Origin of the sequence: Paenibacillus agricola, assembly GCF_011440305.1 — a bacterium.
Taxonomy (GTDB): domain Bacteria; phylum Bacillota; class Bacilli; order Paenibacillales; family NBRC-103111; genus Paenibacillus_S; species Paenibacillus_S agricola.
In genome coordinates this window covers 508,788-521,129 of record NZ_JAAOIW010000004.1, presented here as the reverse complement: position 1 = coordinate 521,129, position 12,342 = coordinate 508,788, and the positions used below count along the sequence as shown (strand labels likewise).

The following is a 12,342-nucleotide window of genomic DNA, read 5'->3' as shown; positions in this document are numbered from 1 at the left end:
TAAAAAACAAGCAGGATTTTTTATGTCCCCATCGTATATTAATAAGTACCACCAGGAAAGAGATTTGGTGAATAATGCTAATACGGCGCAAAATTATTGTGGATGCTGACGCTTGTCCGGTTAAGCCTGAGATCGTTAAAGCTGCGGCTCCTTTTGCCGTTGATGTGGTCATGGTAGCCTCCTTCGACCACCGGCTTGCCCCTATGGATGGTGTACAGATTGTCCAAGTAGATCGCTCCGACCAATCCGCAGATTTGTATATCGCGAATCGGATTGCCGCTGGAGATATCTTAGTCACTCAAGACTTTGGCCTAGCTGCATTGGCTCTAGGCAAAAAAGCGATAGCTCTGTCGAATCGTGGGCAACAATATACGGATCGGACGATTGATTTCTTGCTAGATCGCCGCCATGAGCAAGCCAAGCAACGACGTGGAGGCAAGCACAGCAAAGGCCCAAGACCTTTTACTGATGAGGATCGCCATTATTTTCTACAAACTTTGACAAAAGTTTTACAAGGCTTGCAGGAGATTTCCGAGTATTAGCGAATATTATTACGTGTTAATTTGAATGAAGGTGGATAGAATGAGTAACGGACGCATTCCGGAAGAAGTCATCGAGAAAGTTCTCAAGCATCATGATATTGTCGATGTCGTGGGTCGTTATGTTCATTTGAGCAAGCAAGGTCATTATATGAAGGGACTTTGTCCTTTCCACTCAGAGAAAACACCCTCATTCACCGTTACACCTGAAAAACAAATTTATCATTGTTATGGATGTGGTGCTGGGGGCGGTGCAATTCGATTTTTAATGGAGATAGAAGGCTATTCTTTTATCGAAGCGATTAATCAGATGGCTACAGATGCGAATTTGGATCTTGGTGTAGACTTAGGTCCCGATAACCGAGTTCAGCAGGATCCCGATAAGGCAAAGCTGTATGAAGCCTACGAGTTTACAGGCAAGCTGTACCAGCATATTCTCAAAAATACGGAGCAAGGCAAGCAAGCCATGGAGTATCTGCGCGCAAGGGGATTAAGTGATAAATTAATTGACACCTTCGGCATTGGCTATGCGCCCTCTAATTGGGATACGCTGGCTCAACTGCTCGAGAAACGGCAATATGCTTTACCGCTTATGGAAAAGGGGGGGCTTTTGTCCGCAAGACAGGAAGGACAAGGGTATTTCGACAAATTCCGTGATCGAATTATGTTTCCTATTTGTGATTGGAAGGGGAGGTTAATTGCGTTCGGTGGCAGAGCTATGGGAGATGCACAACCCAAATACTTGAATAGCCCTGAAACGATGCTCTTCTACAAAAGCAAAAGCTTGTACAACATTCATTTAGCGCGACCGCAAATTCGTAAAAAGCAGCAAATTGTGTTATTTGAAGGTTATATGGATGTGATTAAAGCTTGGGAGGCTGGCGTAACGAACGGTGTTGCAACGATGGGGACATCCTTGACTGAAGAGCATACGGAAATTATCCGCAAGCAGGCTGATCAAGTGATTGTTTCTTACGATGGTGATTCTGCCGGACAAAATGCTGCATATAAGAGCATTCCAATTTTGGAGCAAGCAGGGTTTCTAGTCAAAATTGCCATGATTCCGAATGGTCAGGATCCGGATGATTATATTACCAATAACGGTTCTGAACGATTTGTACGGGAAATCATTGACGGTGCCGTACCAACGATCAAATATAAACTTCATTATTTTCGCAAAAATTTTAAAATGCAGGAAGATGGGGAAAAGCTTCGATATATGAAGCAGGCTCTCAAGATTCTTGCGGATGTCCCATCCCCCATTGAAAGAGAGCACTATGTAAAGGAGCTATCTTCGGAATTTCATTATTCGTTTGATACTACTTTGCAAGACCTGAATGAAATCAGGCTCCAAGCGGAAAAAAGCAATCATTCTGGGGATAATAATGCTAAACCGTGGAATAATGTTAGGAATGAACGAAGACCCCGGGAACAAACCCCCTCATTGCTTCCCGCCTATTATAATGCGGAACGCCAATTATTGGCAATAATGCTGTTTGATGCCGATATTACGCAATATGTAGAACGGAACTTGGGAGATCAATTCAATGTAGATGCTCATGGTGCTTTAGCTGCTTATTTGTACGCTTACTTTGCGGAGGGCAATGAGCCGAACTTTAGCAGCTTTATTGCGATGCTTCAGGAGGAAGAATTGGAGGGCTTGGCAAGCTCGATTGCTATGATGGGCAACTCTCACGGGGTTAATGGTCGGGTTATCGACGATTTTATAAGTAAAATAAAAATATATAAGATCGAAAAATTGATTGAACAGAAACAAGAAGAAATGATAGCAGCAGCTTTTTCTGGAGATATGGCTAAGGCTGGTTTAATTGGTAATGAGAGAACATCCCTAATTAAGCAATTAAAATCATTCTAAATAAGTTTATATTTGGATTGATGGCGGCTTTAGGGAGGAGGGAGTTGGCATATGGCGAACGATCAACATACGGAGATAGAGACAGAGTTGACGTTGGATCAGGTAAAGGATCAGCTAATTGAATTGGGGAAAAAACGCTCCTCTTTAACTTATAAAGATATCGTGGAGAAGCTAGCTCCTTTTGATCAAGATCCAGAGCAGATCGACGAATTTTTTGAGCAGCTTTCGGAGATGGGTATTGATGTAGGCAATGAATCTGACGATGACAGTGAGATCAGTCCAATTGACCGTGACCGGGATCGTGACAGAGAGCATGACGATTTTAATTTTGAGGACGATATTTCGTTGCCTCCAGGCATTAAAATCAATGATCCAGTTCGTATGTATCTGAAAGAGATTGGCAGAGTTCCTTTACTTTCGGCGGAAGATGAGGTTGGCTTGGCCAAAAGAATCGAGCTGGGCGATGAAGAAGCCAAACGGCGTTTAGCCGAAGCCAATCTGCGCTTGGTAGTTAGTATAGCCAAACGTTATGTTGGGCGCGGCATGTTGTTCTTGGATTTAATCCAAGAAGGCAATATGGGCTTGATTAAAGCTGTTGAGAAGTTTGACCACGACAAAGGCTTTAAGTTCAGTACGTATGCCACATGGTGGATTCGTCAAGCAATAACTCGGGCTATTGCCGACCAAGCAAGAACCATTCGGATTCCGGTACATATGGTGGAAACCATCAATAAGCTGATTCGGGTATCCCGCCAATTGCTGCAAGAGCTGGGACGTGAACCAACGCCGGAAGAAATCGCCAAAGAAATGGATTTAAGCACGGATAAGGTTCGTGAAATTATGAAAATCGCCCAGGAGCCCGTTTCACTTGAAACGCCTATTGGGGAAGAAGATGACTCTCATCTGGGAGACTTTATCGAGGATCAGGAAGCCCTTGCTCCTGCCGACGCTGCAGCTTATGAGCTGCTGAAGGAGCAACTGGAGGACGTATTGGATACGTTGACAGAGCGCGAAGAGAACGTGCTGCGCCTGCGCTTCGGTTTGGATGATGGACGTACTAGAACACTTGAAGAAGTAGGCAAAGTATTTGGTGTTACACGTGAACGAATTCGCCAGATCGAAGCCAAGGCTTTACGCAAGCTAAGACATCCTAGCCGCAGTAAACGTCTGAAGGATTTCTTAGAATAATTGTATATAACAGGTATACAACTTTCCTTTTAGACCTTGCTGCAATTGCAGTCAGGTCTAATTTTTTGTTTCCGGCTTACCGATAAATACTAAGATTAAATGAATTTGGTTGTTCTTAAGTAGTTGAAGAGGTGATCGGCTGAGATGGATGAAAAAAGAAGAGTGCTGATTATGGAAATCGAGCGCTGGCGAAAAAGCAAGCTGCTGCCTGAGCATTATTGTGACTTTTTATTAAATCTTTATTTGGAGGATGCAACAGAGAAGCCGCGTGCCAGCTCAGGATTTTTAGGAGTTTCTCCTGCAACAATTAAGAACAGTAACTGGAAAGTATGGATAATGATTTTTATTATTATGGCTTTGCTCTCTTACTCTGCTCTCAATTTTACCGCTTTTGAATTACCAATGCAAATGGGCCTTTCGATGTTCCTGCTTTTTTGTTGTTACACCGTAGGAAGCCTGCAACGATCCAAGGAGCCGCTGCGTGCGCAAATTTTATTTGGTTTAGCCTCGTTGTTTCTGCTATTTATAGGTGTGTTTTTACTTAAGCTTCATGGCTATCAAGCACCGGTCTTGGTTGTTGGTTATGTGGCGATATGCAGTTTGGTCTGGTTGCTGACAGGTCTGCTATCCCGCTTTATGTTATTCCAATTATGCGGTTGGGTTGTGCTGGTATTTTGCTATGGCTGGCTGCTGCACCATGAATTGGATTTGGCAAGCTGGGTTACCCTTGAGCTCAGTTGGGTGCCGCTAAGTTTTGTATTTGGTTGGATGGGCTGGATGATCCAGGAGAAGAGCAAGCAAATGGGCACTGTATTTCTTATGCTGGGCTGTATCGTTTGGTTTATGCCGGAATTATATGCTATGCTTTATGATGAGATTTACGGTGAAAACACCGTGCAAATTGTACTGATAAGCAAGATGTTTATCGAAGCAAGCTTGTTATTTGGATTTCGAAAAAAATGGACAGAGTGGGTTGCCTAAAAATGCTGCGATTATCAAAACGTTTGGAAATGATAGCTAATGGAGTACCGAAAGGAAGCCGATTGGCTGACATAGGTTCAGATCATGCATTGCTGCCCGTATTTTTGGCTGAGCAACAACGGATTTCTAAGGCGGTAGCCGGAGAAGTCAATGAGGGTCCCTTCCAAGCTGCATCTAAGCAGGTAAGTGCTGCTGGGCTTAGTGCGGTGATTGATGTCCGGCTTGGGAATGGACTGGAAGTGATAACGGCAGGCGAGGTCGATGTGGTGACGATAGCGGGGATGGGAGGAACCTTAATTGCCGACATTTTGGAGGCAGGCCAGGAGAAGCTGTCAGGCGTAAGCTTGCTTATTTTGCAGCCCAATGTTGGTGAATATAATGTGCGATCTTGGTTATTAAAGAAAGATTGGATCCTTATTAATGAGCAGATTCTTGAAGAAGACGGCAAAATTTATGAAATACTAACAGCTATACCATCGAATCTGGCGAAAAGCTCCAATGCCGAGCTATATGAACCACGAACGCTCACTGATGGCGTGGAGGTGGATCGCGAACTGCTATTAACGATGGGACCTTTTTTACTGGATAAGCCGGTTCCGGCCTGGTTTCACAAGTGGCATTGGGAGCTGGATAAACTAAACATGATTTTACATAGACTTTCGCGTTCGGCAAAGCCTGAGTCACGGATTAAAGAGCAGGAATTGCAACAAGAGCTTAAGCAAATCAAGGAGGTTATAGCTTGCTTGCAAAAGGACCCCATGTAATCCAATTGATGGAGGAGCTGGCACCTAAGCATTATGCAGTCCCCGATGATAAGATCGGCTTGCAATTGGGCACGCTCTCTAAAGAAATTAAAAATGTGCTTATCGCACTAGATGTAAATGATGAAGTGGCAGATGAAGCCATCCGTATCGGAGCTAATTTAATTATTGCCCACCATGCGATTATATTCAGGCCTTTATCGCATTTACAAACCGATACCGTCGCTGGGCGGCTTTATGAAAAGCTGATTAAACATGATATTGCGGTCTATATTGCCCATACCAATCTCGATGTGGCTGTGGGTGGGGTTAACGATATGATGGCAGACGCCATTGGCTTGAGAGGGCTGGCACCCTTGGAGCGATTACATACGGATAAGCTTAAAAAGATTGTTGTATTTGTACCCGAGGAGCACCTAGAGCCCGTCAGGCAGGCATTGTTCAAGGCAGGTGCTGGATCGATCGGTGCCTATAGCCATTGCAGCTTCCATACAGCTGGAGTTGGTTCCTTCCTCCCGGAAGCGGGAAGCGCGCCCTTTATCGGCACGCAAGGGAAGCTTGAGCATGTCAATGAAGTGCGGCTGGAAACGATTGTTCCGCAAAGCCTGGAAAAAAAGGCGATCCAAGCGATGCTCAAAGTCCATCCTTATGAAGAAGTGGCGTATGATGTATACACACTAGATCTTCCAGGGCGTTCATTGGGCTTGGGAAGGGTGGGCAAGCTGCCCGAGCCTATGGCTTTAGATGCATTATGCGAGCTTGTTAAGGCTGCTTATAACGTGCCTGCTGTTCGTCTTGTAGGAGACAAGCAAAGGCTGGTACAGAAGATTGCTGTACTTGGTGGCTCAGGCGGCAGATATGTAAAGCATGCTTTGTTTGCTGGAGCCGATGTGCTTATAACGGGGGATATCGATTATCATACCGCCCAAGACGCAGAAGCGGCAGGCTTATGCCTAATCGATCCGGGGCATAATGTAGAGAAGATATTAAAGCATGGCGTTGCTGAATATTTACGTGGCAAGCTTCAGGAGAAAAAGTCGGCAACCGGCGTTTTTGAATCCGAAGTGAATACCGAGCCCTTCCAGTTTGTCTAATTGGCTTGCTTTACTAGGTGATTCTTACATAATAATCCATATTCATAAACTTTTTTTGAATTTTTGTTGGCTGTACAGTTGTATTTTTGCGGAATTCGCTGTATACTATCATTTGCACATCAGGAAAGCTTGACAGACAATCGCTGGTGAGCAATCACGAGAGGAAAGTCCGGGCTCCGTAGGGCAGGATGCTGGATAACGTCCAGTCAGCGCGAGCTGAAGGCTAGTGCCACAGAAATGGACCGCCGATGGCGTGGAATGTATTCCGCGCACAGGTAAGGGTGGAACCGTGGTGTAAGAGACCACGAGGAGATATGGTGACTTATTTCCTGGTAAACCCCATCTGGTGCAAGACCTAATGGAACGCAGGTCCCCCCAAGGGACAATCCTTGCCCGGGATGCGTTCGGGTTGGTCGCTTGAGCCAAGTAGCAATGCTTGGCCTAGATAGATGATTGTTGCTTCAATGGTGGGAGGGTGGTACCCGATACAACCACTGGAAGTACAGAACCCGGCTTAAGTGCAAGCTTTCCTGTTACCAATGAAAAAACCGCCCCTCGGGGCGGTTTTTGTGCATAAATTGGGAAGTCGCTGGCTGCAGATGCCTGTCAGTGCGTCCTCATGGCTGTGCATGGCCGCATTCTCATGGATAAATCCAAGCATTTATTCATAACCGGTTATTCGGTTTGCAATTGACCGAGTAATCTTTGGAGCCACGTTCCCCAGACATTATTACCATTATCCGTACCGATCGTTGTGGATCCTCCAGATTCTGCACTAGCAGCTTCTTTATTTTTAATACCTGCTGCGCTTCTCAAGGCAGCGGCCACATCAATGATGCCATAGCCAAAATATTTGTCCTTGCCAACCGGACCTGCATCGGTTGCAGTATCCCGCATTATTTGCATGACTTCATGGTTGCTTAGCTTGGGATTAGCCGAGCGGATGAGTGCTGCCAATGCCGTAACATGCGGGCTGGCCATGGAAGTGCCAGACAGGGAAGCATATTGATTATGGGGGTAGGTGCTGGCGATGCTAACCCCTGGCGCGGCTACATCGATGTAGTCACCGTAATTGGAGAACGTCGCCTTCTTGCGCTGAGCGTCTGCCGCAGCAACGGCAAATACTTCCGGGTAAGCAGCGGGATAACCCGCTTGTTCGGTATTATCATTGCCGCTGGCGGCAATGAGCACCACATCATGGTCATAAGCGTATTGGATCGCATCATGCAAAAAATTCGCATCGGCATAATTGCCGAGGCTCAAATTGATCACCTTGGCGCCGTGATCGGTTGCCCATATAATGCCTTGGGCCACGGCATATGTGCTGCCTGCACCGGTATGGTCGAGCACCTTAATCGGCATTATCGGGTTATACCAGCTCATGCCCGCTACCCCGATTCGATTGTTAATAATAGCGCCAATCACGCCTGCAACATGGGTGCCGTGGCCAACATCGTCCATAGGCGGCAATTCGACGTCGACGACATTATAGCCGCCCACAAGCTGATTGACCAAATCCGGATGGTCGAGGTCAACACCCGTGTCAACGACGGCAACAATAACATCCTTGGAGCCTTTAGTAATGGTCCAACCTAGCTCTGTATCGACGAGCGGCAGGTTCCATTGGTAACGCTGGTATAACGAGTCGTTAGGTGCTACAGGTGCTGCAATCACATCGTTGGCTGTTCTTCCCGTTTCAGAGGCAGTAGGAACAGCAGTATTAGTTAAATATAAAAAATGCGGCTCGACATATTGGATATCCCAATTATGAAAATAATTCATAAGCTGTTTGGCTTCCATATGGCTGGATTCGAATATATACGTGTAGCCCAGCTTACGATAAGGCTTCGCGGCTCCAATATCGGCTTGCATCCGCTGCAGGTCTGCCTCACTTGGCAGTTTATTGAAGCGGACAACTACTTGGTTGATGTGATAATGGCTGGTGCCTTGGTTATGCTCGGGATGCTTAACATCGATATCTTGCAAGGTTTGGGCATCCACGGATTCAATTTTGTAATGGTTGTTGGCCGGATAATTGACTATGCGCAAATTATTAAGCTGGTGGCTTTCAACCTGCGGCAAAATGTTTTGCCGGACTACGCCCAAGAGTGCAGATGAATCTTTGCCAGGAACGCCAACCGCGAAAAAGGTGCTACCTTCACTCTCAAAGGAGGGAGATTGATAAGCGCCGCCACCTTGCTCGATCTGTTTTTGAGCTTGCGCGATATAAGGGTCGGCAAGAGTACGCACGTGCTCAGAAAGGCTGCCTGAGCTTAATGCCTCGCCAATCGGCTGCGAGCGGCTTGTCCACAGCAATTGCTCCATGTGCGGATGCTCGGCTTGCAATTGTTTCATAGCCTGGAGCTTGGCATCCGCTGGCTCCAGATCCGGAGCTTGGGCCATTGCCTCCAGCTGAAAAGAGCATTGGCTGCGGCATAGCTCCGCGGTTATCTGCAAGTCCTGCTTCAGCAGGGCTTGCTTGGCCTGCATCTCGGCTACCGGTGAATAGCTCTCGAAGTGGGGCTCTTTTTCATTGCGGGGGAATAAAAATATGCCTAGAGCCAGTACGATAGCAAAAGATAAACCGTATTTCCACAAAAGACGACACCTCCATTATTTCGTTTATCTTTATCGTCTCCCTGCATCTATTTTTTACTACCGGGAATCGTGCCCTTTCCAATTTTTGAGCTCAGGCACTTTCCGTATTACTTTTCGTTTCAATTTATGGTAGGATAAAGATAGGTCGGACTACTACAAAATGATGTTGTGAATAGAGGAGGTCTCACTAGCCGTGACTGTGCTTAATGTGAAAAATTTATGTGAATCTACGAAATACAAGCTAAGTGAAGCAACTGGGAAAATGGAAAAGTTTTTAAATGAGCATTCCATTCAAGGGCTCAATGTTGAGTCGAATCCCGATATGGATGAGTTTTACAAAGGATATTTATCAGATACAAGACATTTGCTTGTATTCTGTGAGGTTTCTTATGAGAAGCTGGGTGTCAGTCTGCGCCGCCCTACTTTTAATTCGGAATATGCAGAAAAAGTTCTTTATGAGGTATACCATACTTGTGTAAATAATTTCTTTTATCCTAAAAATGAAGCTTATTCCGAGGATGGTCGTTATGCCTATACGGGACAAGATGCAATACGTTTCCGTAAAAAGCCCAACCGCGAGGTGCGTGACCTGACGATTGAGCTTTCGAAAATTTTTGAAACCTTGCGTGAAGATTTAACTTATTATGAAACCGATTATATTACACAAAAGCGTATGCAGGGTGAGCGCGTTTAATCATTCTGCCATTGCAAAAACACAAGAGATGCTATTATGGCATCTTTTTTTATTTGGAAAAGGAGGCTTTTGATCCTAAATTTCCAGCTGGCTCGTTAGTATAGGCACAACATTGCCCGGGGACATTAATATGGGGGTGATGAACATGCCAGAAGTAAGCTGTAGTGTAGCGAATTGTGAATATTGGGCGAAGGACAACAAATGCCGGGCAGCATCGATTATGATCGATATTGACCAACATGCCCATGCCGATTATTCGGATGAATTTGCCGCAGAGCCTGGTTCCATTTCTGTGGACCATATGGATCATGCAATGGATGTAAAAGGAACTTGCTGCCACACCTTTCAGCCTAAGAAGAAATAGTTCCCGCAATTTTAATGGTTTAACATTCATTCATTTAACATGTATTTCAGCAATATTTGAGCAAAGTTTCAGTAAGCTCTCAGTAAGACCTTAGCAACATTTTTAGCGGCAAGCCTTCGGGCTTGTTTTTTTATTGGTTTTTTTTGCGAAATTATGTGGATGGCTTGGTCAATTAAGTGTACAATAAGGTATCAACCTGTAAAAATAAGGAGCTTGTCTTCTATGAGTAATATTGACCCTCGAATGTTAAAGGAATTATTGCGTATGCAGCTTTTAGGCAAAATGGATATGTTCCAGGACGGCAAGGGAGCTTCTACAAGCAGTGATCAGGATGGATTTAACGAATTGTTAAATGATATCCTCGCTCAAACGGGCAATGGTGGAATCGGACAGGTTTCGACAGTTGCAGATCTCGGACCAGCCCTTGCAGCTAAAGTTTCGTTGAAGCCGGCAAGCTTGAATCCATTGTTTGCTGCTGCCAGCTCGTATCAGTCAGAGAAAACTGCCGAAAAACCTATAGCAACTGATTTGGATAAACTGATTCATGACGCCAGTAGCCGTAACCATGTGCAGCCAAGCTTGGTAAAGGCGGTTATCGATGCCGAGTCCTCCTTTAATTCCAAGGCTGTCTCACATGCAGGAGCCAAAGGCTTGATGCAATTGATGGATGCAACGGGCAGAAGCGTAGGTGTTGACGATCCGTTTGACCCCGCTCAAAATGTCCAAGGTGGAACCAAATATTTATCGAACCTGTTGAAGAAATATGATGGCAACCAAGGTGTAGCATTGGCCGCTTATAATGCAGGTTCGGGGCGGATTGATCGCTTAGGTATAGCTAATGACCAAGATCTCGCAGAGAGATTGGGCGAGCTTCCTAAAGAAACACAGAAATATGTAACGAAGGTTTTGAATTTGCAGCGCAATTATGAGGGATAACGATTAGATAACCCCAAGACCTACTGCAAGCCTCCTTTTATTAAAAAGGGCTTGCTTAGGTCTTATTTTTGTGGACGATTATTGGGCATTGTAGGGATGAGGAGGGCAGGACAAGCATGTTATATTTGGACTATGCGGCAACGACACCACCGTACGATGAAGTCGTAGATTCGGTGGCGGAAGTCATGAAAAAGCATTACGGCAATCCGTCTTCCCTGCATCGTATGGGTGTAGAGGCGGAGCAGCTGGTGAGCCAGGCCCGAGCTGTTATAGCGAACGGCTTGTGTTGCCAGCCTGATGAAATCCGCTTTACATCAGGTGGCACAGAAAGCAATAATTGGGCGATTCAGTCGGTCGCTCGCCGCTATCGGCACCGCGGTAACCATCTAATCACAACGCAGATTGAACATGCGTCGGCTTATGTTGCTTTTCAAGAGCTTGAGCGCCAAGGCTATCAAGTGACATATTTGCCGGTTGACTCTACAGGGATGGTGAAGCTAGAAGAGCTGGAGAAGGCTTTAACCGACGATACCATATTGGTTAGTATTATGGCGGTGAATAATGAAATGGGGCGTATCCAACCGATAGCTCGTATTGGAGATATGCTGAAGAAGCGGTCGAATACGATCCTGTTCCATGTGGATGGGGTGCAGGCTATCGGGAAGCTTCCTAAGTTTTATCCTGCCGAGCTACGGATTGATTTGCTTTCTTGCTCTGCACACAAGCTACGTGGCCCGAAGGGTGCCGGATTTTTATATATTAGGCAAGGGCTGGAGCTTCCAGCTTTATTATGGGGAGGCGGCCAGGAAAGCGGGCAGCGCTCAGGCACGGAGAATGTGCCTGCGCTTGTTGGCATGGCGAAGGCGATACGGATGTCTGCAGAGGCACAGCCATCATTTTATGCACAGACTAGCCGTCTGCGTGAGCGGATTGTCGAAGGAATTCGGGAAATACCCGAGCTCCAGCTTAATGGAGCGGAGCTTCCAACAGAAATGGCTCCTCATATCGTCAATTTTTCATTTCCGGGTATGCGCTCTGAGGTGCTTGTTCATGCTTTAGAGGAGCATGGGATTTATGTGTCGAGCCGCTCGGCTTGCTCTTCCTCATCGAGTGAGCCAAGCCGTGTGCTCAAGGCGATGGGCTTTGACGATGCCAGGGCAGCGAGTGGCATCCGTATTAGCTATTCGCTGGAACAAACGATGGATGATGCGGAATATTTTTGCGAGCGGCTACAAAGGGTCGTAGAGCGGCTAAAAGCCTCTATTGTTCCCCAACAGCCAAGACCGCAGAACAGAAGAAGGAGGTAGCTTC

The 12,342-nt window shown here is 46.0% G+C and carries 11 protein-coding genes and 1 other RNA gene; 11 read left to right on the top strand and 1 reads right to left on the bottom strand.

Annotated elements, in window-relative coordinates; genetic code table 11:
* Window positions 1-74: 74 nt before the first annotated feature.
* The 7 genes from G9U52_RS13890 to rnpB all read left to right on the top strand — a co-directional run bounded on the left by G9U52_RS13890 (window position 75) and on the right by rnpB (window position 6,972).
* Window positions 75-542 carry a YaiI/YqxD family protein gene (locus tag G9U52_RS13890; RefSeq protein WP_207952948.1) on the top strand — a complete coding sequence of 156 codons (468 nt, stop codon included), beginning with the start codon at window positions 75-77 and terminating at the stop codon, window positions 540-542.
* A gap of 40 nt (window positions 543-582) precedes the next feature.
* Window positions 583-2,415, top strand: coding sequence for a DNA primase (gene dnaG, locus G9U52_RS13885; RefSeq protein ID WP_166150393.1), 1,833 nt, complete (start codon window positions 583-585; stop codon window positions 2,413-2,415).
* Between the two features lie 51 nt (window positions 2,416-2,466).
* A complete protein-coding gene (rpoD, locus tag G9U52_RS13880) occupies window positions 2,467-3,603 on the top strand; it encodes an RNA polymerase sigma factor RpoD (protein WP_166150391.1) in 1,137 nt (378 codons plus the stop codon).
* Window positions 3,604-3,747: 144 nt separating this feature from the next.
* A complete protein-coding gene (locus G9U52_RS13875) occupies window positions 3,748-4,584 on the top strand; it encodes a hypothetical protein (protein ID WP_166150389.1) in 837 nt (278 codons plus the stop codon).
* On the top strand, window positions 4,563-5,348 hold the full coding sequence (locus tag G9U52_RS13870; RefSeq protein WP_311764862.1) for a tRNA (adenine(22)-N(1))-methyltransferase: 786 nt from the start codon (window positions 4,563-4,565) through the stop codon (window positions 5,346-5,348). The genes G9U52_RS13875 and G9U52_RS13870 overlap by 22 nt, the downstream gene beginning before the upstream one ends.
* Window positions 5,324-6,439: a Nif3-like dinuclear metal center hexameric protein gene (locus G9U52_RS13865; RefSeq protein ID WP_166150385.1), complete on the top strand. Its 1,116-nt coding sequence runs from the start codon at window positions 5,324-5,326 to the stop codon at window positions 6,437-6,439. Before G9U52_RS13870 ends, G9U52_RS13865 begins: the two co-directional genes overlap by 25 nt.
* A gap of 124 nt (window positions 6,440-6,563) precedes the next feature.
* An RNA gene (gene rnpB, locus G9U52_RS13860) (RNase P RNA component class A) lies at window positions 6,564-6,972 on the top strand.
* Between the two features lie 142 nt (window positions 6,973-7,114).
* On the opposite strand, the gene G9U52_RS13855 is transcribed toward rnpB, so the two are convergent.
* A complete protein-coding gene (locus G9U52_RS13855) occupies window positions 7,115-9,037 on the bottom strand; it encodes a S8 family peptidase (RefSeq protein ID WP_166150383.1) in 1,923 nt (640 codons plus the stop codon).
* A gap of 193 nt (window positions 9,038-9,230) precedes the next feature.
* Between G9U52_RS13855 and G9U52_RS13850 the strand changes: the two genes are divergently transcribed.
* The 4 genes from G9U52_RS13850 (at window position 9,231) to G9U52_RS13835 (ending at window position 12,338) form a co-directional block, all read left to right on the top strand.
* The gene (locus G9U52_RS13850; protein ID WP_166150381.1) at window positions 9,231-9,731 is read left to right on the top strand and encodes a YpuI family protein; all 501 of its coding nucleotides are present in this window, start codon (window positions 9,231-9,233) and stop codon (window positions 9,729-9,731) included.
* Between the two features lie 145 nt (window positions 9,732-9,876).
* Window positions 9,877-10,095 (top strand): DUF1540 domain-containing protein, encoded by a 219-nt coding sequence (locus tag G9U52_RS13845; protein WP_166150379.1) that lies wholly within the window; start codon window positions 9,877-9,879, stop codon window positions 10,093-10,095.
* A 222-nt stretch (window positions 10,096-10,317) separates the two neighbouring features.
* The gene (locus G9U52_RS40880; RefSeq protein ID WP_279538620.1) at window positions 10,318-11,031 is read left to right on the top strand and encodes a lytic transglycosylase domain-containing protein; all 714 of its coding nucleotides are present in this window, start codon (window positions 10,318-10,320) and stop codon (window positions 11,029-11,031) included.
* Between the two features lie 116 nt (window positions 11,032-11,147).
* Window positions 11,148-12,338 (top strand): cysteine desulfurase family protein, encoded by a 1,191-nt coding sequence (locus G9U52_RS13835; RefSeq protein WP_166150377.1) that lies wholly within the window; start codon window positions 11,148-11,150, stop codon window positions 12,336-12,338.
* The last annotated feature ends 4 nt before the right edge of the window (window positions 12,339-12,342 follow it).